This is a genomic window from Pedobacter jeongneungensis, assembly GCF_000633455.1.
GTDB lineage: Bacteria > Bacteroidota > Bacteroidia > Sphingobacteriales > Sphingobacteriaceae > Pedobacter > Pedobacter jeongneungensis_A.
Genome location: NZ_AYMG01000017.1, coordinates 208598 through 232446 on the forward strand (window position 1 = coordinate 208598; position 23849 = coordinate 232446).

23 protein-coding genes are annotated in these 23849 nt (G+C 38.0%); 8 read left to right on the forward strand and 15 right to left on the reverse strand.

Features of this window, described 5'->3' with window-relative positions; translation table 11 throughout:
• Window positions 1-69 precede the first annotated feature (69 nt).
• Together U859_RS0117140 and U859_RS0117145 are read left to right on the forward strand one after the other, a co-directional pair.
• The gene (locus U859_RS0117140) at window positions 70-2718 is read left to right on the forward strand and encodes a glycoside hydrolase family 78 protein (protein WP_025144562.1); all 2649 of its coding nucleotides are present in this window, start codon (window positions 70-72) and stop codon (window positions 2716-2718) included.
• A gap of 157 nt (window positions 2719-2875) precedes the next feature.
• Entirely contained in the window at window positions 2876-3337 is a 462-nt protein-coding gene (locus U859_RS0117145) for a DUF4268 domain-containing protein (protein ID WP_025144563.1), read from the forward strand.
• Here U859_RS0117145 and U859_RS0117150 read toward each other — a convergent pair.
• A complete protein-coding gene (locus tag U859_RS0117150; protein WP_025144564.1) occupies window positions 3334-4485 on the reverse strand; it encodes a tetratricopeptide repeat protein in 1152 nt (383 codons plus the stop codon). The genes U859_RS0117145 and U859_RS0117150 overlap by 4 nt on opposite strands.
• A gap of 131 nt (window positions 4486-4616) precedes the next feature.
• Here U859_RS0117150 and U859_RS0117155 point away from each other — a divergent pair, with 131 nt between their 5' ends.
• The 4 genes from U859_RS0117155 (at window position 4617) to U859_RS0117170 (ending at window position 6726) form a co-directional block, all read left to right on the forward strand.
• Window positions 4617-4913, forward strand: a complete 297-nt coding sequence (locus U859_RS0117155; RefSeq protein ID WP_025144565.1) for a hypothetical protein — start codon at window positions 4617-4619, stop codon at window positions 4911-4913.
• An 11-nt stretch (window positions 4914-4924) separates the two neighbouring features.
• Entirely contained in the window at window positions 4925-5515 is a 591-nt protein-coding gene (locus U859_RS0117160) for a porin family protein (protein WP_025144566.1), read from the forward strand.
• A 203-nt stretch (window positions 5516-5718) separates the two neighbouring features.
• Window positions 5719-6138 (forward strand): organic hydroperoxide resistance protein, encoded by a 420-nt coding sequence (locus U859_RS0117165; protein WP_025144567.1) that lies wholly within the window; start codon window positions 5719-5721, stop codon window positions 6136-6138.
• A gap of 153 nt (window positions 6139-6291) precedes the next feature.
• Window positions 6292-6726: a MarR family winged helix-turn-helix transcriptional regulator gene (locus U859_RS0117170; protein ID WP_025144568.1), complete on the forward strand. Its 435-nt coding sequence runs from the start codon at window positions 6292-6294 to the stop codon at window positions 6724-6726.
• 28 nt (window positions 6727-6754) lie between these two features.
• Here the strand turns inward: U859_RS0117170 and U859_RS0117175 are convergent, their stop codons facing one another.
• From U859_RS0117175 to U859_RS0117190, 4 genes are all read right to left on the reverse strand, one after another.
• Window positions 6755-7678, reverse strand: coding sequence for a YihY/virulence factor BrkB family protein (locus U859_RS0117175; protein ID WP_025144569.1), 924 nt, complete (start codon window positions 7676-7678; stop codon window positions 6755-6757).
• A gap of 74 nt (window positions 7679-7752) precedes the next feature.
• Complete coding sequence (locus U859_RS0117180) at window positions 7753-8151, reverse strand: META domain-containing protein (protein ID WP_162799976.1); 399 nt, start codon at window positions 8149-8151, stop codon at window positions 7753-7755.
• 82 nt (window positions 8152-8233) lie between these two features.
• Window positions 8234-8446: an alkylphosphonate utilization protein gene (locus tag U859_RS0117185; protein WP_025144571.1), complete on the reverse strand. Its 213-nt coding sequence runs from the start codon at window positions 8444-8446 to the stop codon at window positions 8234-8236.
• A gap of 43 nt (window positions 8447-8489) precedes the next feature.
• On the reverse strand, window positions 8490-9014 hold the full coding sequence (locus U859_RS0117190) for a GNAT family N-acetyltransferase (RefSeq protein ID WP_025144572.1): 525 nt from the start codon (window positions 9012-9014) through the stop codon (window positions 8490-8492).
• Window positions 9015-10005: 991 nt separating this feature from the next.
• Between U859_RS0117190 and U859_RS0117200 the strand changes: the two genes are divergently transcribed.
• Window positions 10006-10797, forward strand: a complete 792-nt coding sequence (locus U859_RS0117200) for a hypothetical protein (RefSeq protein WP_025144573.1) — start codon at window positions 10006-10008, stop codon at window positions 10795-10797.
• Window positions 10798-10869: 72 nt separating this feature from the next.
• Here the strand turns inward: U859_RS0117200 and U859_RS0117205 are convergent, their stop codons facing one another.
• The 4 genes from U859_RS0117205 to U859_RS0117220 all read right to left on the reverse strand — a co-directional run bounded on the left by U859_RS0117205 (window position 10870) and on the right by U859_RS0117220 (window position 13299).
• Window positions 10870-11502 (reverse strand): alpha-ketoglutarate-dependent dioxygenase AlkB family protein, encoded by a 633-nt coding sequence (locus U859_RS0117205; protein ID WP_025144574.1) that lies wholly within the window; start codon window positions 11500-11502, stop codon window positions 10870-10872.
• A gap of 2 nt (window positions 11503-11504) precedes the next feature.
• Window positions 11505-12347: a methylated-DNA--[protein]-cysteine S-methyltransferase gene (locus tag U859_RS0117210; protein ID WP_025144575.1), complete on the reverse strand. Its 843-nt coding sequence runs from the start codon at window positions 12345-12347 to the stop codon at window positions 11505-11507.
• A 199-nt stretch (window positions 12348-12546) separates the two neighbouring features.
• Window positions 12547-12885, reverse strand: a complete 339-nt coding sequence (locus U859_RS0117215; RefSeq protein ID WP_025144576.1) for a hypothetical protein — start codon at window positions 12883-12885, stop codon at window positions 12547-12549.
• Between the two features lie 48 nt (window positions 12886-12933).
• Window positions 12934-13299 carry a DUF2116 family Zn-ribbon domain-containing protein gene (locus tag U859_RS0117220; protein ID WP_025144577.1) on the reverse strand — a complete coding sequence of 122 codons (366 nt, stop codon included), beginning with the start codon at window positions 13297-13299 and terminating at the stop codon, window positions 12934-12936.
• A gap of 240 nt (window positions 13300-13539) precedes the next feature.
• On the opposite strand from U859_RS0117220, the gene U859_RS0117225 reads away from it, so the two are divergent.
• Complete coding sequence (locus U859_RS0117225) at window positions 13540-13887, forward strand: single-stranded DNA-binding protein (protein WP_025144578.1); 348 nt, start codon at window positions 13540-13542, stop codon at window positions 13885-13887.
• A 53-nt stretch (window positions 13888-13940) separates the two neighbouring features.
• On the opposite strand, the gene U859_RS0117230 is transcribed toward U859_RS0117225, so the two are convergent.
• The 6 genes from U859_RS0117230 to U859_RS0117260 all read right to left on the reverse strand — a co-directional run bounded on the left by U859_RS0117230 (window position 13941) and on the right by U859_RS0117260 (window position 23824).
• Window positions 13941-15992 (reverse strand): TonB-dependent receptor, encoded by a 2052-nt coding sequence (locus U859_RS0117230; RefSeq protein ID WP_025144579.1) that lies wholly within the window; start codon window positions 15990-15992, stop codon window positions 13941-13943.
• A gap of 81 nt (window positions 15993-16073) precedes the next feature.
• Window positions 16074-17393 (reverse strand): PQQ-dependent sugar dehydrogenase, encoded by a 1320-nt coding sequence (locus U859_RS0117235; protein WP_025144580.1) that lies wholly within the window; start codon window positions 17391-17393, stop codon window positions 16074-16076.
• A gap of 136 nt (window positions 17394-17529) precedes the next feature.
• Window positions 17530-20247 carry an outer membrane beta-barrel protein gene (locus tag U859_RS0117245; RefSeq protein WP_025144581.1) on the reverse strand — a complete coding sequence of 906 codons (2718 nt, stop codon included), beginning with the start codon at window positions 20245-20247 and terminating at the stop codon, window positions 17530-17532.
• A 123-nt stretch (window positions 20248-20370) separates the two neighbouring features.
• Window positions 20371-20943, reverse strand: coding sequence for a hypothetical protein (locus tag U859_RS0117250; protein ID WP_025144582.1), 573 nt, complete (start codon window positions 20941-20943; stop codon window positions 20371-20373).
• Window positions 20944-21265: 322 nt separating this feature from the next.
• On the reverse strand, window positions 21266-22612 hold the full coding sequence (locus U859_RS0117255; RefSeq protein ID WP_240183069.1) for an ankyrin repeat domain-containing protein: 1347 nt from the start codon (window positions 22610-22612) through the stop codon (window positions 21266-21268).
• Window positions 22613-22621: 9 nt separating this feature from the next.
• Complete coding sequence (locus U859_RS0117260) at window positions 22622-23824, reverse strand: ankyrin repeat domain-containing protein (protein ID WP_025144584.1); 1203 nt, start codon at window positions 23822-23824, stop codon at window positions 22622-22624.
• Window positions 23825-23849: the final 25 nt, after the last annotated feature.

Sequence of the window (23849 nt, forward strand, 5' to 3'; positions counted from 1 at the left end):
AGGATGGTTGGTTGAATTATATTGTTGAATATAGCAGTGTTAAAACTAAAAATTTAACGCTAACCATTTATGAACAGAATCTCCCGCATGTTAAGCGCAATGTTTACCATTGCCTTGCTATTTTTATTTACAGTAAATGCTTCAGCTCAAAAAATCTCTTTAAAAGATTTAACTGTTGAGCATTTGGTAAATCCTTTTAGTATTGATAATCCTAAACCCAGGTTTAGCTGGAAAATCATTTCTGCAGCAAAAAAAACCAAACAGAGCAATTACGAAATCAGGTTGGGTACCTCGCCAAAAATTGACAAAGTTTTTTGGAAAACCGCCGTTAATAATGATCAATCGGTTTTAGTAACTTACAATGGTCCTCAGTTATCATCTAAAACAAAATATTACTGGCAGGTTAGGGCAAAAGATAACCACGGAAATACTTCTGCATGGTCGACGGTGCAATATTTTCAAACGGGTTTAAAAGCTGAAGACTGGAAAGCAAAATGGATCGCTGTGGAAGGTAAAGATACTTCACTCGCCAGCCCATTGTTCAGAAAAGAGTTTAACCTAAAAAAAGAAGTCCGCTCTGCAACCGCCTACATTACTGCAAAAGGATTATACGAAGCCAGCATCAATGGCGGGCGTGTGGGCGATGCTTATTTCGCACCGGGCTGGACCAGCTATAAAAACCACATTCAATACCAGGTTTACGAGCTGAAAAATACTTTGAAAAAAGGTGTCAACGTAATCGGTGTTTCACTGGGCGATGGCTGGTATAAAGGACGCATCGGTTTTGGCTCACAAAAAGAGTTTTATGGCAATACAAGAGCTTTATTACTGCAACTTGAAGTGGAATATACCGATGGAAGCAAAGAAACTATTCTGAGCGATAACAGCTGGAAATCCAGTTACGGAGCGATAAGATCGTCTAATATCTACGATGGGGATACTTATGATGCCAGGTTAGAACAAAATAGTTGGAACAACACTAACTTTAAAGAAAATACCAATTGGAAACCTGTGCAGGAGCTGCCAAACGGACCGGAAAAACTAGTAGGCATGAGTGGTCCGCAGGTGAGTAAACACGAAGAATTTAAAGCCTTAAAAATATTTAAAACACCTTTGGGCGAAACTGTGGTCGATTTCGGGCAAAACCTGGTAGGTTGGGTAATGCTAAAAGCAAAAGGTCCGGCAGGTACAAAAATTACCATCAGCCATGCTGAAGTATTAACCAAAGAAGGAAATTTTTACACCACCAATCTTCGTACGGCCAAACAACAGAACAATTATATCTTAAAAGGGGAAACTGAGCAGGTATTCGAGCCACATTTTTCTTTTCAGGGTTTCAGGTATGTAAAAATAGATGGTTATCCAGGCGAGCTTAAACTGGAAAACCTGACCGCTGTAGCGGTTTATTCGGATATGAAAACAAGTGGGAAATTTAGCACTTCAAATCCTTTATTAAATCAATTGCAGCATAACATTTCCTGGGGGCAGAAAGGAAATTTTGTTGATGTACCTACAGATTGTCCGCAAAGGGACGAACGTTTGGGCTGGACAGGTGATGCACAGGCTTTTGCTACAACAGCAGCTTACAATATGGATGTTGCGGGTTTTTTTACCAAATGGTTAAAAGATGTTTCAGCCGATCAGCTTCCTAGCGGTAGCGTTCCTTTTGTGGTACCCAATGTGTTAAACCAAAATGATGCAGGTTCTGCAGGTTGGGCAGATGTAGCCACCATTATTCCCTGGGATATGTATGTGATATACGGTGATAAAGGCCTGTTGGAAACCCAGTACAGTAGCATGAAAAAATGGGTCGATTACATGTCTTCAAAATCCAAAAACAACCTTTGGAATACCGGTTTCCATTTTGGCGACTGGTTATTTTACCGCCCGAACGATGATAATGATGGCCGTGCCGCGGTTACGGATAAATACATGATTGCACAAACATTTTATGCGCATTCTACACAATTGCTTTTAAATGCGGCAAAAGTATTGGGCAAAACAGAAGATATAGCAAAGTACAGTGATCTGTTAGCAAAAATAAAAGAAGCGTACATTAAAGAAAACATGACGCCGAGCGGTAAGTTGATCTCGAATACACAAACCGCTTATGTTTTGGCTTTACAATTTGATATGCTGCCCGAAAATTTGCGTGCGCAGGCTGCACAGAGATTGGTTGACAATGTAAGGGATTATGGAAATCACCTTACCACGGGATTTTTAGGTACGCCTTACCTTTGCCATGTGTTAAGCAGGTTCGGGCATGAAGATGTAGCTTACGACCTGTTAATGCAAGAAAGTTATCCTTCATGGCTTTATCCGGTAAAAATGGGTGCAACCACTATCTGGGAGCGTTGGGATGGCATTAAGCAGGATGGGTCTTTCCAAACGGCAGATATGAATTCTTTTAACCACTATGCTTATGGGGCCATTGGCGATTGGATGTATAAAAATATTGCAGGGATCAATCCTGTAGCAGCACAACCGGGTTACAAAGCCATTTTAATTGCACCAAGACCAGGCGGAAAACTAACCAATGCTTCGGCAGAACTGGAAACCGTTTACGGTACTGTTAAATCATCATGGACAATTGCTGATGGTGTGTTTAAACTGGATGTAACTGTTCCTGTAAATGCCACTGCTACCGTAATTTTGCCAAAAACTGATAAAAAAGAAGAAATAGGCTCTGGTAGCTATCATTTTGAATATAAATATTAATCGCTAATATTGCAGCGGTGTAAAAAGGACGCGAATGATCGTCATTCCCAACTTGATTGGGAATCTTAATGCGCTGAGTAGTAAGATTCCCGCCTGCGCGGGAATGACGATTTATGTTAATGATGATAAAGCCTCTATGAGATGCGGCAAAAAATAAATGTACAGTAAAGAAGAATCAGCGAGGTTACGTCAACAGTTTTGGATCAGTTTCGGGCAATACATGAAACCGGTTCCTTCTGCGAGTGGTTCTACCATAAACTGGACGAACTATAAAACTGGGGTAAAGAATATCTTCTTTAAAATGGATGTTGACGGTAAAAAAGCTTTTATCAGCATTCAGCTTTCCCATCCTGATGCCGATATCAGGCACCTCATATTTGAACAATTTGAAGAGTTTAAACTGATGTTTACCAATACTGTAAATGAAGAATGGGACTGGATCAAAGATGCAACTGATGATTTCGGGAAAACGGTTTCTTTAATTTCCATCAGCATCAGCGGCGTAAGCATATTTAACCAGCAACACTGGCCAGAACTCATTTCCTTTTTTAAACCAAGAATAATTGCCCTGGATGAATTTTGGGATAATGTAAAACCTGTTTTCGAAGATCTGGTCTAATCAGTCAGGTTCAATTGTGCGATTCTATCTTTCGTAAATCTGATCTCTTCCTTGTCGTCCATTATGCTTGGTTTGCTTTTTAAATACAGATTATAATATTTAAGTGCATTTTTCCCTTGTTTTAAGCGCGTATCATAAAATACCGCCATGCGATAGTACAGGGCAGGAACGACTTTAAATTGAAGCCCTTTTTTATAAGCAGCATTTGCCATGCTCAATTGATTGTTTTCTTCATAAACCAGTCCCAATAAAGAATAATAGCTGGAAGTATTGGGAGAAATGGCTTCATCGATTGTTTTTTGGGTATAAGCCGCAGCCTGCGCGTAATTTTTCAGTGCTCGGTAACTGAGTGAGGTATAATATAAAGTAGCTTCATTTTGCATGGCTTGTACTTCAAGCAGTTTAAAAAGATTGATGGCTTTTTGATATTTTTTAGTGTAATAATATGCCTTGGCCACATCTTTTATTACTCCTGCATCAGCACCATCTTTTAACAACTTTTCTCCGGAGGCAATTACCTCTGCATATTTTTTTAGCTGATTGGCTATCGGGAGTTTCGCCCTTTGCAGAAAAAGATTATCACTATCTCCTTTAATTGCGATATCAAGCACATTATAAGCCTTTTCGTATTGTTGATAGGCAGAATGAACCTCAGCCAGATCGGCAGCAACATCACCCTCCAAAGGATTAATGCTGTTGGCTTTTAGCAGGTAAATGAGTTTCATTGAATCTGTTGGCAAAGAATAAAGATTGGCTAACAGTTTGTACACATTAAAATTATTGCTGTCTATTTTTATGATTTCCCCATAATATTTTTTGGCCTTTTCACTATTCCCCCTTTTGTTATTGATGCTGCCCAAACTAAAAAGAATGGGGAGGTTTTGTGGCTGTAGCGCATAGGCCTTGCTATAAAATTTTTCTGCTTCAACATTATTGCCCGCCATTAAAAAACAGTAACCGATCTGGCTCAGGGTTTTAAAATCATTCAGTTCCTCACCATAAATACTTTTCAGGTACTGGGCGGCATCGGCATAACGCTGTGATTGGTAAAAATCGAAAAGTTTTTCTTTATCTACCGCTGGCGCATTTTGTGCGAAAAGGGTAAGATTTAAACTAAACAATGTCAATAACAAAAGCAGAGTTTTCATAACCAGAAATTTTAAACTAATTTATTAGTTGTTTTTAGGATTTCCAAATCTGTTTGTTAAAAATCGATAAAATCAAACAAAATAAATGCTAAAGCGTTTATACAGAATAGTTGAACTAAAATATAAGACCTATGAACACTTTAAAGAAGTATGAGTTAATGGAGAAAATAGTACGTGAATTGGAAGATTTACAAAACTCTCAACAAGCACTTATTCAAAAAATTGGAAAAATTGAAGTAGATAATATCGAACTTGGCGATGGTCGCCTTGAAAAAGATTTACCAGATATACATCAAAATTTAGCTGATAACTTAGATACTATATCAGGAATTTTAGATTACTTTGCAGGTAAAACACAAAACTTTGGTGATAAAAACAATGTTGAGGCTTTAAAAGAACAAGAAGCCATTAACAATGCCACCAGCTAAATTAACATAATATGAAATTTTTATCTTTAACCGTTGCATTTTTACTGGCAGGCTTGTTTGCAAGTGCACAGGTATTGCCATCTTTCCAGCTGGGCATTAAAGCTGGTGCAAATTTTTCGAAATTTGATAGTGATAACACTTTTAGCAGTGAAAACCGGGCTGGTTTTTATGGCGGCCTTTGGGCGAGGGTAGGTGCTGCAGGCGTTTACTTCCAACCAGAACTTTATGTTTCTGGTAAAAAAGCAAATTTGGTAAGCGATGCAACAGGTGAGGTAAATAAAGTAAGGTTTACAAGTTTAGATGTGCCTTTATTGGTGGGTACTAAATTCGGTGCTGCTGGTATTGGTGTACGTTTAAATACAGGACCAATGTTTTCATTAATTTTAGATGAAAACCAGAGTTTCAGTCAGGCGGCAGGAAGTGTATTCCGTGCCGATTTCAAAAATCAGGCTTTAGCCTGGCAGTTTGGTGCCGGACTTGACATTAAAAAATTAAGTTTTGATGCCCGTTACGAACTGGGATTATCTAAAATCAACAAATCGGGTTACCCGGGTACTAAGCTAAACTTATTTACAGTTGGCTTAGGATATAGAATTCTTTAGTAGAAATTAACAAAATTGAAAAGGTGTTCATTTAAAATGGACACCTTTTTTTATGCGTTAAATTTCCCTATTTCTATCATTTTCGCTTTACCCGAAAAAAGTTATTATAAATTTTAAAGATAAAATTTGCTTTTATAAAATTGTTATTTACATTTGTATCGTAAACGATATAATCGTTGGCGATTTAAATAAAAAAATATAATATGAAAACGTTGTATGAAACAAGCGCTACAGTAACTGGCGGACGTAATGGAAAAATAACAAGCGAAAATGGTGTTTTAGAACTGGAAGTGAGAATGCCAAAAGAGTTGGGTGGTAATGGTGATGGATATACCAATCCTGAACAGCTTTTTGCTGGCGGATACGCAGCTTGCTTTGATAGCGCATTAAATTTAATTATGCATCAGGATAAGGTTAAGCCTGAAGAGCCATCTACGGTTAAAGCAAATGTTTCGCTGCACCCGGACGGAAACGGTGGCTTCAAGTTAGGGGTTTCTTTACAGGTGCATATCCCAGGAATTGAGGCCACACTGGCTCATCAATTGGTAGAGAAAGCCCATACGATATGTCCATACTCAAATGCCACCCGTGGAAACATTGATGTGAAATTGGAAGTTATTTAATTATTGAATTCAACAATTGCGTAAATCGTCATTGCGAAGTATGAAGCAATGACGATTTTATATAGGATTATGCTATTGGTAAAAAATTTCGGAGAAAATGATTTACTTAGCTGAATATTTTATTGTTGATTATTGATAAAGAAAAACAGTGCGATGGAATTAGATGAGTCTTTAAAACTGGAAAATCAATTGTGTTTTCCCCTTTATGCTGCTTCGAGGTTGGTAACCAAATGTTATCAGCCCGTGCTTGATACGCTGGGCATAACCTATCCGCAATATCTGGTATTGATGGTATTATGGGAAACCGATGCGGTTAGCCTCAGTCTGCTTTCTGAGAAATTAATGTTGCAATCGAACACTTTAACTCCTTTGCTTAAACGCATGCAGGAAACAGGACTAGTAGAACGTGTGAGGTCATTAAAAGATGAAAGAAGTATCGTGATATCCCTTACAGAAAAGGGATTGGCATTAAAAGAAAAAGCACCGGTTTTAAGGGCTCAGCTCGGTGATCATCTGGGGATAAACCTTGAAGAAATCATGCAATTGAAAACCCTGCTTGATAAACTGATCAAAAACCTGACAGTATAAATAAGTCTTACTGATTAAAAAACTGCATTTAGTCTTCTTTTTCCGGTTCAACTTCGGTTAGCTCGTAAGCAAAAGATCCGTTTTTTGGGATAATAGGGGTTGCCCTGCCAACGCTCAATGCTTTTATAAATGAAGCGCCGAAATAGAATATCAGTGAAGAGTAGAATACGAAAAGCATAATCACGATAATCGATCCTGCTGAACCGTAAATATTACTGATATTGCTCAATGGCAATAAAATCCTTAGAATATATTTACCTGCGGTAAAAAGGCATCCGGTTAACAGTCCGCCAGAAATGGCTGCCCTCCAGCTAGGCCTTCCATTGGTTAAATACCTGAATAAGATGGTAAACCATGTGGTTACAATCAGCACAAACACGAATTGATTAATAACAGAGGTTAAAATCAAACCCACGGATGGTGCCCCATTCTTCAAATAAGCGCCAATGTAAGCCTGAACACTATCGGCCAGTAATCCAATAAAAAACAATACTCCCGCCAACAAGATAATGGTAACCGATATGGCCCTAGACTTAAGGGTATTGATGATGCCTTTTTTATCTTTCTGAGCAATATTCCAGATCTGCTCTAGAGAGTTTTTGATCACATTGAACAAAGTAGTAGCTACAAAAAGGAAAAATATAAAACTGAACAGCGTAACGTACCAGGCCTGATCGATACCGCGGATATTTCTTAACGTTGTTCTGATCTGCGTAATGCTCTCGTTGTCGAGTATACTGGCCAAACGTTCGAATAGGTGTGTCGCCAATAATCTTCTATCGGTAAACATCCCGAAGAGCCTGATGAGGATAATTAAGATCGGTGGAAGGGCAAAATTGGTGAAAAATGCAGTTGCCCCAGCCAAGCGTAAAGGATCATTTTGTTGAAATAAATTAAATGCATTCTTTACGGTTGAGAAAAAGAACTTCAGATCTTCTGTTATCGATGGCATTACTCCTGCGTTAAACTCAAAAGGCCGAAATTAGTAAAAATACTTTATTCAGCCTTTTTTATGATTGTAAAGATTTAGTTCGTTTTGGTGAAAACCAGTAGTGTTTTATCGCCATTTAGGAGGTAAAGTTTGTTCTCTTTAACTTTGGCTCCGTTTACCTGGTTTAACGAATGGAGGTAAGAACGTTCTGCTGCATCAGTTTCCTGACAGAACATTCGGGTACCGAAAACATTTTTAACCGTTATCTTATTGTCAGTAATCTCCGCCTGACCACCATAGCTGTTACAGAAAGATTTACCGCTTATTTTTAAGCTGTCGGCAAAGTTTAGGGTTGCTTTTGCCGATGCAGGCAAAGTTAAACCCGGAAGTTCTGTTAATTCCCATTTGGTATTGGTAAAGCTTGCAGGATCTAATTTCTCTTTACACGAACTCAATAAGAAGAGCAGCATTCCACAGAAGATAAGTTGTTTCATGATAATAAGGTTTAATGATTTTCTTATTACCATCAAAAACTAAACCAATAAAAATAGCAATAACCTGTTGACTGATCGATACTTAGTTTTTCTTTTTCAGAAATTCGGTTTTTAACACTAAAACGGTTCCGTTTACTTTACCTTCAATGGCTTTCGGATCGTCGGTTAAACGGATATTTTTAACAGCTGTACCTTGTTTAATATCGCTGGCCATTCCTTTAACTTTTAAGGTTTTGATTACAGTAACCGAATCTCCTTCGTTTAAAATATTGCCGTTGCTGTCTTTAGTTTCCATGTTTTTCAATTTTTGGCGAAATTAGGATTTATAACCGGATAATTTAGGCTTGTTTTTCAATCTTCATCCAATAGTGCTGTATGCCATGGTATCCAAAGGTAGAAATCTGTTTTAAGCCAATTTTTTTTAGCACATGGATTGATCCGAGGTTGCTGATATCTGCTATGCCGATAATTTCATTAAGCTTAAGTTCGTTAAAACCATAGTCTCTTACGGCTATGGCCGCTTCTGTAGCGTAACCCTTACCCCAAAAACGTTTGCTGAACCTGTAGCCCAGATCGTAATAATTATTATGGTTATTGGTGAGTTCTTTAATCAATTTTAATCCTGCCCAACCCACAAAATTGCCCGTCGATTTTTCAATCACTGCCCACCTGCCAATTCCGTTTTCGATATACTGTTTTCTGATAAATTCGATGTCGGCTTTACTTTGCTCGATGGATTGAACAGGTTTATTGCCCAAAAAAAGGTGAACTTCCGGGTCGCCATCCATCTCAAACATACCTGCTGCATCTTCGGGTACCAGCTCCCGCAATATTAAACGTTCAGTTTCGGCAAAAATCTTCATATCGTTGTGTCTTGTGTATCAAAATTAAGATAATTTGGGGAAAGGATGGAAAATGTAATATGCATGATGGAATGGGGTTCTGCGGTGATCTGTGAAATCAGCGGGAGACCATTAGGTTTTTGTTCCCGCAGATTTAAGGAGATTTGCGCAGAGGGTAAAAGATGGAAAATGTAATATGCATGATGGAATGGGGTTCTGTGGTGATCTGTGAAATCAGCGGGAGACCATTAGGTTTTTGTTCCCGCAGATTTAAGGAGACTTGCACAGAGGGTAAAGGTTGGAAGAGGGAAAATGTATGACGGATGATGGAATGGGTTCTGCGGTGATCTGCGAAATCAGCGGGAGACCATTAGGTTTTTGTTCCCGCAGATTTAAGAAGATTTGCGCAGAGGGTAAAAGATGGAAAATGTAATATGCATGATGGAATGGAGTTCTGTGGTGATCTGTGAAATCAGCGGGAGACCATTAGGTTTTTGTTCCAGCAGATTTAAGGAGATTTGCGCAGAGGGTAAAAGATGGAAAATGTAATATGCATGATGGAATGGGTTCTGTGGTGATCTGTGTAATCAGCGGGAGACCATTAGGTTTTTGTTCCAGCAGATTTAAGGAGATTTGCGCAGAGGGTAAAAGATGGAAAATGTAATATGCATGATGGAATGGGGTTCTGCGTTGATCTGTGAAATCAGCGGGAAACTGTTAGAATTTGTTCCCGCAGATTTAAGGAGATTTGCACAGAGGGTAAAAGATGGAAGATGGAAAATGTAAAACGGATGATGGAATTCCAACTCAGTGTTCTCTGTGCATTTTCTTTGTGATCTCTGTGGTAAAAAAATGAGGGATTACAATGAGTACTATTATCTGCTTCGTGGTTAAAAAACTCGTCCAATACCCCTCAAATCAATTTTTTAACTAAAAACCGTAATTTTATGGTGACTTTAACAACAGAAAAGCAATAAAGATTTTAAATTAGCAAAAAATAAAAAACTAAACCATGAAAATTACGCTTTATGCACTCTTTCTTTCCGTTGTTCTATTTGGTTGTAGCGGTAACTCAGAAAAAACTTTCAAAGCACGCCCATTTGCGGTAAGTGATGATTTTAACGTATTCCCAAAATCAACAAAAGACATATTAACCATTGTGAAAACCGATTCGGGTAAATTAGCTGCTGCCGATCGTTTCGCCATTAATACCAGAGATACCACCATTACCATTGATGATGCGCCAAATGCCGCAAGTAAGAAATTTAAGGTTGCTTCTTTTATTAATACACAAAAAACAGCAGTTTTAGTTCAGAGTGACAATGGAAAGGATAAAATGAGCCCTTTTTATATTATTTATGTAAACGGCGGTAAAACAGAAGTGGTGAGTTTAAACAAACCATCAAAAGGAGCTGAGGATCAAAAATATACCAATGGTTTAGAAGAATTGACCAGAAGTAACATGTTGGTGAACAATGATTTCTTTATTACCACAATCAACTCCAGGGTTTATCCAATCAAGCGTCAAAAAGAGGATGAGCGTATTCAGGGAAAATTCTTTATGTATTCAAGCGATAAAACTACATTGGCATTTTTAACGGCTAATGCTTTATACCAGGTAAATACTAAAACTGGCGAAACCTTTAACCTGCCTTTGCCTGCTTCATTAACCAGCCAGCCAGAAACCTTAGTAGGAAATATCCAAAGAGATTATACCTGGGTAGCCAATGAACATGGAACATCTTTCTTAAAGAAAAATGCTGATGATGACCGCATTGTTGATATTAAGGAATTTAAACATTAAAAAATATTAAACATGGCTGTGGTACGTGTCATCACGAACCACTCCACATCATTTAATTTTAATCAGCCAGGATTAAACCACCATTGTTCTAAAGGTGAGGTTTACTCTTGGCTGATTTACTTTTTTAGTAGGAGGGAGGCGGTGCAGCCAGTTCGTTTGGGTTTCATCTTTCATCACCAGCAAACTCCCATGTTCTAAAAATAACGTGATGGTTTCTTTGCTCTGCTTGTGTTTGAAAAGAAATCTTCTTTCGGCGCCAAAACTTAAGGATGCAATGGCAGAATCTTTCGCCAGAGCTTTTTCATCATCACTGTGGTAAGCCATGCCTTCATCTCCATTATGATATAAATTGAGCAAACAAGAGTTGTAAATTACGCCTGTATGTTCTTCCGAAATGTTTTTGAGTTCAAGCAGTTCTTTTGTCCACGGTAGCGCCAGTTTCGATTTATTAGAATAGGTATATGAATAGGCTTCATCTCCATACCAGGCTACTTTTCTTTTGGTAATAATGTGTTTGCCCATAATAAAGGCTTCATCATTTTTCCATTCAACGGTATTCATCAATACATCGAAATAGTGATCTGCTTCTTGTTGTGAAAATAATTTTCCAAAATAATTAACTGTCCCATCATACGGAAGCAGGTTTTGATCAGTATTTATTACTGTATTAAATAAATCTAATGTTTGTATGTTGTTTTTAGCCATTGTTATCCTTGATTAACCTGGGCTGCTTCCCATCCAATTATTGCTGTTTTTCTATTCACACCCCAATGGTATCCACCTAAAGCACCACTTGTTTGAATTACCCGATGGCAGGGAATTAAAAAGGCTACCGGGTTATCGCCTATGGCTGTGCCAACCGCTCTTGATGCATTAGGATTTTGCAGCTGTTTTGCTATACTGCCATAAGTACTCAATTTACCCATAGGGATTTTTAGCAGGGCTTCCCATACTTTCAGCTGGAAATCTGTGCCTTTTAAATGCAGTTTAATCTGATGCAGTTTGCTCCAATCGTGGTTAAAGATGTATAATGCATTTTGTTGCTCTTTGTCTAGTATCAATTGATATTTAGCTGCCGGAAACTGACGTTGAAGATTGTTTAAAGCAAGCTTTTCATCATCAGAAAAAGCAATATGGCAGATTCCTTTCGGAGTACTGGCTACAATAATATTTCCAAACGGACTTTCTGCAAAACTATAATTAATATGGAGATTTTCTCCGCCGTTTTTATATTCTCCGGGCGTCATGCCTTCAATATTTACAAAAAGATCGTGCAGTCTGCTGGTGCCTGATAAGCCGGTTTCTAGTGCTGTATCAAATAAACTGTGATTTTCTTTCAGCATTTCTTTCGCATAGCCGATGCTGATGTACTGTAAAAAACGTTTTGGCGTAGTGCCGGCCCATTCGCTAAACAACCTTTGAAAATGGAAAGGGCTTAAATTTACTTTTTCTGCAATTTCTTCTAAACCAGGCTGTGTTTTAAAATTAGCTTTAATATAACTAATCGCTTCAGCTATCCTATTGAAATTGATTTCTTCTTGTGCTTTCATGGTATTGAATAATTTATATCCAAAAGTAGTATGGAAAGAAAAGGTAAGCTACCCGAATCTTGCTCAATTTTATTTAGCTAAGCATTCAAAAAACATAATTGATTAGAATCTTTAATCATTAAGGAGTTAAGATTATTAAGAAATTCACACGATGTCAATTTTGCCTGTAAAAACTTAATTGTTCTCAGCTAACGAATAACTACAATTCTTCTATGATAGATTGCCCTTCCGATAGATCGCCCGATGTCCATCTCCATGTTTCATGGAGCCTGATTTTGCCATTTGGCAATAGTTCTGGCTTTGAATTACAAATTCCGGTCATCATTTCGCCTTTGTCGTTTACCTGATGGTAACGCATATCGATATGGCCATTTTCATCAACCAGGCCAATTAAATGTCCACAGATAATCTTTCCTCCCGCATATTCAGAAGTTAGGATATTTCCTGTCTGTTTATATTTAAAAATAGTTTCAGCCGAAGTTTCTCCGTTTTCGGTATTACTGACTGGCCTGAAGTGCTTGTTATTGTAATTTATCATCAGGCGATAAATCTAAATATCTCATTGGGAATAAAAAAATAAAACTACTTAAGCCAGCCAGAGGTTTTCTTCTCTTTTAACCAGTAACAATTTTTCTTCACCTAAAACCAGATAGCCGTACTCATAGCAAAAAATGTAGCAATTTCCGCTTTGTGTTTCATAACTATAAGTGTGGTAATCAAAATTAAAGCCTGCCGAAATTAACTTTTTACGGCTAATCTTCGCCTTACCATTCGGGTTAAATTGTGCGAGGATGGTACGGTTCTTTTTTAAAATACTGTTAATCCGCCTAAGTACGAGATTATCCTCGGTTTTTAGGTGGTTATTGTAATTATTGCGACAAGAATCATCGCAGAATTTTTTATCGGTTCTCCCTTTTATCGGAGTTCCGCAATCTAAACATAAGCGTTCCATAATAATATCTTTTTTTATTATGGGATGATGATCTAATTTATGAAATAAAATGATCGAAAGAAAAAAAATATAAACCTTCATTAAAGCCCAAAAAGAGGCATTATCCGTTTATAAACGTTTATAAACGACTATAAATATTTACAATCCGGCTATTTTTTGATCTTGTTTGCAATTTTGTTCTTGTCGGTTGCCGAGGTGGCAGCTGTTCTTTAAACATTTAGAAACTTAAATTTAGAAATCATGGAAAGTGCAATTAACAAAGTAGTATTAAGCGGATTTGCAGGTGCAGATGCAGAAGTGAAAACAGTTATGAATCAAAAATTAGCAAAGGTTAACCTGGCTGTAAATGAATCATATAAAAACTCTTCTGGTGAGGAGATTAAAAAAGTACAATGGTTTAATTTAACTTTTTGGAATGCGAAAGCTGATATTGCTGAGGCACAGATTAAAAAAGGTACAGGCTTAACGATAGAGGGAAGATTGCAGACAAACACTTATGATGCTAAGGATGGATCAAAGCGTTACAGTTTTGATATTATTGTTAACGAAGTGGTAATAAGGGAAAATGAAAAACAAAATGTTGTTTAAGTAGTGCCCATCCGCACCTGGAAAGTTCTGCTTTACAGGTGCGGTTTATTTTGTTATAATCTAACAGAAAGGCCTGTATAAAAATTGATTCCTGCAGCTGGATTAAAATACCTTCCATTCGCGGCATTTAAATCGTTACCTAAGCTGTAATTCACATTAAGTAGGTTATTTACCCCGGCAAATAAATCTAAATAGGTTTTATTTATTTTTAAATTCCTTATGCCCAATTTGCTTTCAACCAAATGGTATCTTTTCGCAAAAACAGTATTGGCATCGTTTAAAGGGATTGAAGAGGTATAATTGTGTTGCACAAACAGGTAAAGTGCTTTCGGAAAGTTAAACTCCAAACTATTTACTAAAATACTTTCCGGAACACCTGTAAGTTTGTTGCCGCTAAAAGCAGTTGTGCCACTTATGAAATCTTTAAATCTGAAATGGCTAAAAGTATAATTACTTCTCCATTGTAAACCTGTTAAAAAGGAAGCATCATTTTTGATGATCCATAAGGCGGTTTCCAGTTCGATTCCTTGCTGTTTGGTTCCTCCGGCATTGATAAAATACTCGGCATCGTTTTGATTTAATCTTCTAACAATGGCATCTTTCAAATGGTAACTGAATATGTTTCCGTTGGCATAAAAACGGTTGTTTTTAGTTTTATAACGCAGGCCTAGTTCATAATTCCAGCCTAGTTCTGCCTGCAGATCATTATTGATATTGTTATCAGATGACCTTACTTCTGCTAGGGTTGGAGGCGAATAACCTTTACTCACCGAAGCCCTTGCCGAAAAATCAGAAGTGATGAGGTAAGATAGCGCTGCTTTTGGCATGAATTGGGTATCGAATTTTCTTTGCTTTGAAGCAATAACCACTGGGAAATAACTTTCGTAATGATACTTGTAGAAATTTAAACTAGAAGCAAGTTCGATCAGGAATTTATTGCTGATGTCGAAATTTAACCTCAAATAAGCAAAATCCTGACTGGCTTTTAAACGGTCAGAAGCTTGCATAGCTGTAGCTTCACCAGCATTATTGTTGAAATTTTTAATCAGACTTTTTGTTGCCGAACTCTCTAATCCAATCTGTGCATTAAATTTAAAACCTTCTTTTGCCTGTACGTAATCCAAAAACGTCCTTAAACCCAATGTGCTTTCGTAACGTTTTTCGTAATTGGTTATAAATGGGTTTTTGAAATCAGTATAGGTCGTAAATAAGGCAATAATATGTTTTAAATGCGAATTGATCTGATAGGAATTGGATAAACCACCAAAAATGGTTTTATTATAAATAGCAGCTTGCTGTGAAATGGCTCCGGGTAGGGTCGGTGTAGCCGGACGTGCCAGTTTAGGATCCTGATCTAACTGAATGGCCGTTAATCCTCCCGGTGTGTTATAACCTAAGTCGCTATAAAAGGCAAAAACTTTTAAATTGCCGGCAGGGCTATAGTTCCATTGCTGAAAAGTCTGGAAATATTTTCTATCCATCGCACTGTTCTGACGGTAACCATCACTTTTTTGATAGCCCTCGCTAAAACTGAAACTATAATTTTTAAACTGGTGTTTAATAGCTGCCGTTTGATGAAAGAGTCCATAAGAACCCGTAATTGCAGAAACATTGATTTCGTTATTGCCTAAAGCGGGAGGATTAATCAAAAGGGCACCACCTGTATTGGCCCCGAATATACTGGCTTCCGGCCCTTTGTAAATCTCCATCGTACCAACGGCAGCCACATCCAAAGCATTTAAATAGGTATTGCCCCCTGCATCGGTTAAAGGGAAATCATCAACATAAATTTTAATATTTCTGATGCCGAAAGGTGATCTTAATAAACTTCCGCGGAGTGATAATCGGTAACTGCCCGGAGAGCGTTCTTCCATTCGTACACCCGGAGTGGCGTTTAAAGTACTCACTAATGAGGTGCTTTGCTGGTTTCTAATTAAACTGCTATCAATCAAGCTCACTGCAGATACCGATCTTAACAAAGGCTGACGATTGTAATAACCTTTTACAGTAACATCTTCTAGTTTTTTGGTTGAATCTTGTTTAACCGTTTGGGCTAAAGCTGTAAATGCGGATAAAGTTAAGATGAAGCTAAGTTTTAATTTCAAGGGAACAAGGATTGATGTTTTAACCACAGATTGGCAGATAAATTTACCGTATATTCTGCTAATCTGTGGTTAATTGATAAACTATTTTGCTGCTACCTTCCAAATTACACCGCTAACATCATCGGCTACCAATAAAGCACCATCTGGTGTGAGTGTAACACCAACCGGACGACCATACACTTCTGCCTTGTCTGCGTCAGCAATAAAACCGGTTAAAAAATCTTCAGGTTTTCCTATTGGTTTCCCAGCTTTAAATGGGACAAAAGCAACTTTGTAACCAGAAATTGCAGACCTGTTCCATGATCCATGCTGACCGATAAACGCACCACCCTGATATTTTTGAGGAAATTTTGTGGCTTTATAAAAGGCGAGACCCAGAGAAGCGGTATGTGCACCAACGGCTACATCAGGAGCTATGGCTTTTTTAACCATTTCAGGATTTTTGCCTTTTAAACGCGGATCTTCATTTTGACCATAGTAAGAAAAAGGCCAGCCATAAAATGCGCCGCGTTTAACACTTGTAATGTAATCGGGTACAAGATCATCCCCAAGGCCATCGCGCTCATTAACAGCGGTCCACAACATATTGGTTGTTGGTGCCCAATCTACCCCTACAGGGTTGCGCAAGCCACTGGCATAAATTTTTTCACCAGTTCCATCCGGATTGATTTCCAATATATTGGCTCTTCTTACTTCGTTTTCCATTCCGTTTTCGCCAACATTACTACCCGACCCTACGGTTACATAAATCTTGCTTTTATCAGCATTGGTGATCAGGTTTCTTGTCCAGTGATTGTTATAGCCACCCGCAGGAAGGCTCAAAATCTTTTTCCCTGTTGCGGTAATTTTGGTATCACCGGTTTTATAAGGATATTGCCACAAACCATCGGTATTGGCTACATAGAATGAATTGCCGATAATCAACATGCCAAAGGGCTGGTTCAAGCCATTTAAAAAGGTTGTAACGGTTTCGGGTTTGCCATCTTTATTATCATCCCTGTAAAGCAATATGGTATTCGCGCTTTTTCCGGGAACTTCCGATTTGGCTTTACCGGTAACCACATTGGCAACAGATTCTGCTGCGCTTCTTTCAGAATTGGAAAGGGCTACCAGTACATCGCCATTTGGTGCAATATAGGTATTCCGCGGACTTTTGATATTGGATGCAAATCTGGTTACCACAAATCCCTCAGGGGCGATTGGTGTTTTTCCTTCTGGCCAGCCAATCACTTTACTGAATTTGTTTTTTGCGGCATTGGTATCAGGTGCCGGTAAATCAACTGCTCCGGTTTTAGTGGTTACCGTGGTATCTTCGCCCTGAGGTTGCTTATTAGAATTGGATTGGCACCCCAGAAAAACCGAAGTTGAAAGGATTGCTGTGTAGAAAATTTTATTTTTCATGTGAACTGGTTTTATTAGTTTTCATGAAATAAACATCGAAAGGAGAGGAGATGTTTTTAATCCGGCCATAATTGCCACAACCGCAAATAAAAAAAGGAAAGTACCCGAAAGTACCTTCCATAGGAGAGAGCGCTCCTTATTTTCCTTTGAAGATGTTCAGTTTATACTGATAGGTTACAAGGAAGTATCGTTTTAATATTTCTCTATCGGAGATGTTAACAGCATTATTATAGGCATACCTGCTTACCGAAATGTTCTGATCGAAAAGATCGTACACCGAGATTTTTAATTGTCCACGGTCTTTTTTAAGCATCTGGAGTGATAAAGCCAGGTTTAAAAGATGGGAGCTTCTTGGAAAACCTTCTGCAATCTGTGGGTTGTAATTATAAGAATAATTGGCATCCAGGATTATTTTTTTAGGCCAGCGAAGGCTAAAATCAGATCCGATTGTATGCGAGTAAGTATTTACATTATTGAAATTTACATCCTTATACCTGGTCATCTGTTTGGTAAAATTATACCTCGCGTTGATGCTCAGTAGTTCGTTATAATTAAAGCTGATATTTTCGCCCAAAGTGGTGTAAAAACTGTTTTCGAAACCTTCATCCATGTTGAGGATAAAAGGTCTTCTATTTAAATTCAGATTTACATTGGTGTTAAAACCAACCTGCCATTTTTGAGATTTTTTTAACTGTTTGCCAAAATTTGCCCCCATGTAGCCGTTGGCACTCCCGTTCCGGTTAACATAAGTGGTGGTATTTGCTCCCGCACTGCTCAGTATGGTTTGTTGGATTACCACATTATTGCTGAAATTTAAGCCTGAATAGATATTGAAGTTGATCTGTTTGCTGTGGTTATATTTATAAAGATTGAAATTTAAATTCCTCACCCTTGATGGTACCAGGTCTGGATTACCGGTTGTTTTATATAAAGAATTGTATTCGCGTACAATAGGCTGCATCTGAGAAATGCCTGGCAGCTCTAACCTTTCATCGTAACTGAACGACAAACTTGGCCCATCAAAACGCATACTTGGAAAGAAATTATAAAACTTTTGGTTAATGTTATCATACCCGTAATTGAAGATGTTTTTTACATCATTTAGTTCAGCTTTAACTCCGAGTCTTATACTGTAGTTTTTGTTTATTTTGTACAATAACTGAGGACGGATATTTTGTGTAAAAATATTACGCTGTAAATCGTTGCTCAGGTTTACCTGTAAAATATCGTAGCTAGTGGTAAGTGGATTTCTTTCTAAAATACTTAGCTGGTCTTTATTGCTGGAGTACTTAGAATAAGCATTCATTTCTAAGATCAGTTTTTCGATGATGAGCGGATAGTTATAGGTCAGGGATAAATCAACTGAGCTCGATTTTCTCCAGCTATCTTCATAACGGTCCTGCCTTTCCGATTTTACATCAGCAGTATAAGAAACAATGTTATAAAGTGAGAATTTATCTCCTCCGTTGTTATTTAACTGAACAGAATGTGTAATATTTAGCGATTCACCTTTTTTCTTTAACCTGTGGTAATAATTAAAATTGTGCGAAAAACTGGTGTTGTTTGCGTTATATCTTGAATCATAGGCAGTTTCTCTCAATTTTGGGAAGGCGGTGTTGGAGCTATTGCCAAAATTACCGCTAAGGTTGTTATCGCTGCCAAAGTTAAATTTAGGTTCGTACCTGACCCTGTTAATGGTATCGGGCACCCATTCAATCAGGCCGCTAATGGCATGTTTATCGTTTTTATTGTTGCTATTATTTTGTGAAAGAGATACAAGTTTGGTATCGTGCAGGAACTGCTCGTTATAATTTTGACTATTATAAATCCGCTCGGTGTGGGTATAAAAATAAACCAGATTGAGTTTTAATTTTTTGCCATAATTATTGTTGATGTTAAAGCCGCCTGAAGCTACGTTTTCCATACCGCCATAACCTCTTCCACCAAATGTTCCATCGTACACCTGCGATCCGCCTGAACGGTCGAAGCCGCCCATAGAATATAAATCCTGACTAGAAAATCCTGTTTTATTAAGGTTATTGGCCAGGCCGATCAAACTGATCTGTAAAGTATCCCTGAAATTACTGAGAATACCAGCTGCTTCATAACGGTCTCTGCTACCCCCACCACCATAAATTTTACCTAAAGTGCTTTTCTTGATTTTGCTTTTCATCTTCAGATTGATGATTTTGGCCACCTGGGTTTCGCTCACCAGATGATCGGGATCGTTCTCCCGGTCATCATAAACCTGGATTTTGTCAACCATATCCGCATCTAGGTTTTTGGTGGCTACTTTCGGGTCGTTACCAAAAAATTCTTTTCCATCAATTAATAGTTTACTGATCGATTTACCGTTTACCAGAATAGAGCCATCCACATTTACCTGTACGCCGGGTAATTTCCGAAGCAATTCTTCTACAACAGCATTAGGCCGGGTTTTAAAAGCTTCGGTATTAAATTCTATGGTATCCTTTTTAATCACAACCGGCGATCTTTCCCCTTTAATCACTACTTCTTCGAGGTTATGGCCTGATAGTAAAACAGTGCCGAAATCCTTGATCACATCCTTTTTCAGCTCGAGTAACCTCCTGAATGTGGTATAGCCAACGTAGGATATAATCAGTTTGGCGGGCCTTTCAATGGGAATTCCCGATAATTTGAAAACGCCGTTTTTATCGGTAAGGGTATAAGAAATTAAGCTGGTATCTTTAGCATTAACAATGGCAACTGTGGCAAATTCTATTGGTGCTTTGGATGATGAATCGGCAACAATACCTTTTACAGTGGTTTTGTTTTGCGCCATCAGGTTAAAACCCATTAAAATAAACAGGAGCAGGGTGAGAAGCTTGAGCATTTAGGTATTTGGTTGAGCTATAATTTGAAACGATTAGTTAAAACTAAATTACAGCATAATAACCAAAGATTTAGTTAAGAATTGTTAAATCATTTTAATCTGCTCTAAAGTTGCTCTTCGCGATTATTTTACCAGGTTTTCCAAAAGCCTGGTTTCAATGTCTTTAGCATTTAGTAACAGTGCAGAGAATTGCGGATCGGATTTAACCAGTAAAAATTTCCCGTTTGGGAGCACAATGGCCGAAGTGCCGCAGGTAGTTGCTTCTTGAAATAATAGTTTCTTTAAAAATCCCGGATCGGTTTCTATTTCCAGACCTTTGGTTTTAACCTGGCTAAAGCTTTCGCCTACCTCACGATATTGATAAATGGCAACCTTTGGCCGGGCTGCTGCTTTTTCGAGGATGTTTTTTTGGAAAGCCCACCTTACATTGTTTAAAAATTCGGCATTTTGATAGTTTAGGTCGTTCCAGCAGGCATCTTTATTGAAATCGTATTTAATAATGATGGTATCTTTTAAGGCAAGCCTTTCGTTTTGTTTTAAGAAAGTATGCAGTGAATCGATTTGTGCATCGGTTAATGCACCCGCCTGATAACGTTTACTTTCGTCAACATACAGTTTGGGAGAACAGGCATATATGAAAATGGAAAGAAGGAGAAAGGTAAATAACTGAGATTTGATTTTAGGGATAAGTTTCATTTATGCGAGCATTAATATTGTCTAATAAATTTATAACTAAAAATTTATTAGACAATATTTTTCAATATAATAATCGCAAAGCAACGCGGACTGGAGAGATCTATACTAGCTAAATTTAGCTTCGCTGAACAATCCTGGGCTGATTCGATTAGCGTAGTCATCAATCCAGCGCAGACGGGAATCTTAAAGCTTATTGCATTAAGATTCCCAATCGGGTTGGGAATGACGATTCCTCGCAGCCTATCAATTCTCTAAAATCCAACTGTCATCCATATTTTTTATGAAATAAATTGAAACTCGAAATGATGACCGCGGGATTAACTCAACTTTTCAAAATCTTAGCTTTCTCTGTATCAAATTCTTCCTGCGATAAAATTCCGGCATCCAACAACTCTTTTAAATCTAATAAAGCCTGTTTTTTAGCAGCCATATCATTTCTTGGAACTTCAGCAGGACTTTCAGCCGATACTGTACTTGTAGCCTGTGCATTTGAGTTGGCCGCAGGACCATATTTCAACAAGAGCTCGGTTATCTCATTAAAGCCTTTAATATTCGAATAATCAATTGCTTTTTGTTCTTTTACATTTACAGTTGATGGATCGGCAGCGTTTTCGAGTAAAAACTTAACCACATCTTTTTTACCGTTTGCAGCTGCATAATGTAAAGCTGTGTTTCCGCTTTCATCCTGAATATTAACATTGGCACCTTTTTCCAATAATAATTTCAACATGCTTAAATGACCGCTTTTGGCCGCAACATGCAACATGCTTTCGCCCCCGTAATTGTAGTTATTATCGAAAGAAAAACTGGCCGAAATGGAAATGTTATTGGCTGTTTCTACCCACTCAAGGTATGAGTACATCGAATCATCATTGCCCGAAAGTGGTTTAGCATAATTTACATCTACACCATTGGCCAAAAATAAATCGACAATTTCTTTCTGGTTATTGGCACAGGCATACCAGATGGGTGATAAACCATTTTTTGAAGAGACAAATACATCTGCACCTTTTTCTACAAGCGTTTTGGTGAGCATCCGGTTGGCATCGTAACAGGCAAGCAATAGTGCCGATTCGCCAGCGTGGTTAATATGATTGATGTTAGCTCCTTTATCAAGGATCAATTCAACCATTGGGTTGTTTTTAGATTTAACTGCAAAAATCAAAGGCGAATCGCCATGTTTATTCGTCGTGTTAATATTGGCGCCAAATTCCAGTAATCTTTGAACCGCTTCTTTATTTCTCCAGGCAGATGCGATAAGCAGGGGAGTTTCCGCCTCATTATTTTCACTATCCACCTCCAGGCCTTTATCGAGCAGCTTTTCTAAAACTTCAATCTGCCCGTTTTGAGCAGTTAAATGCAATAGACTATTACCTTTAAGGTCTTTAATATCAACCTTTGCACCTTTATCTAATAGGTATAGCGCTGTTTGTTTCTGTTTTTGTAGGCAGGCAAAATAAAAAGGTGTTTCACCATCATGGTCCTCATAATCTAAATCTGCACCGCGGTCAATTAAAATTTTAACCAGATCTAAATATCCATGATGTGCAGCATAATGCAGTGCAGTTCGACCTTTTTCATCCGTATAACCTACTTCTACTTCATTGTTCGCCAATAAAAGTTCGGCTATTTTGCGTTTGCCGCTTTCGCAGGCAATTATAAATGACATCGACATATATTAAGATTGTTTCATTAGCAGTTCAACAGTTTTTATTTTCAGGTTATCATCGGAGGCGAGCATTAAGGCTGTTTGATCCTTATCGTTGCTTAGCGTAGTATCTGCTCCGTTTTCGATCAGAAGTTTCACTTTACGATAGGTTTCTTTTGCCTTTTCGGCTTCGTAGTTTACATTGTAGGCACAGACTTTATGTAGTAAAGTATTTCCCTGATCATCTGCTCTGTTTATATCTACCTGTCCACTTTCTAAAACAGCCTCTAAAATATTGGCCTGTTTTTCGGCAATTACATCCAATGGAGTTTTATCTGCACTATACCAGGTGCTGGCTTGGTATAAATCGGCACCATCACCAATCAGTTTTTTTAGGAAGTTGATGCCGCTTTCACTGTTCGACATCATGCCTACATATTCGAACAGCAGCGTTTCTCCTTTTTTGCTTACCTGATCAAACGCTGGTGTGGCATAATTGCGCAGCGTATCATATATGTTTTCGCTCTGCGAATGAGCCACTGCATAAAAAAAGGCCGAATTTCCTTCACGATCAGTCTGGTTAGGATCTGCTCCATTTTCAAGCAGATGCGCAATTAGATTTTTCTTATTAAACTTTATTGCGGTAATTAAAGGTGTTTCCTGTACTATATTGCCTTCATTGATATCGATTCCTTCGTTAATGAGGATATCGATGTAACCCTTAAGCAGATCGGCAGTTTGTTCATCATTTAGGTTGTAACGGCGAAAACTGCTTTTTACCACCTGGTGGATATAATTTTCTTCTGCATTATTTTTAAAATTGGTCGTGCAGCCTGCATCGATACAAGCTTTGATTACGCCTAAACTGACGCCATTTTCGAAGAGATAACCCAATAAGGTTTTCGCATTTACTTCATCATTCAGGTTATCGAAGTGTGCTATAAATTCGTTGAAGAAAGCAATGTCTTCATCTTCGTCGCCCAGGTTGTAAATGATACTATGAAAAATACTTTTGTCAAAATTGTCGAATTCATAAATATCGGTTTCAATGGTTTTATCCTTTACCATCATATTTAGAATTTCATATTGCTTTTCTTTGATAAGTTTGTCGAAAATCGATGATTTCTGATGATCCTGCAGGTTTTTGGAGAGTTTTTCGCCGTTTTGCATCGAGCTTTTCGCTTCGTCAAATTTTCGGGCATTTAACTGTTGATCTAAGGTAGTTTCGGTCATTTCAATTAAAATATTTAATATAGAT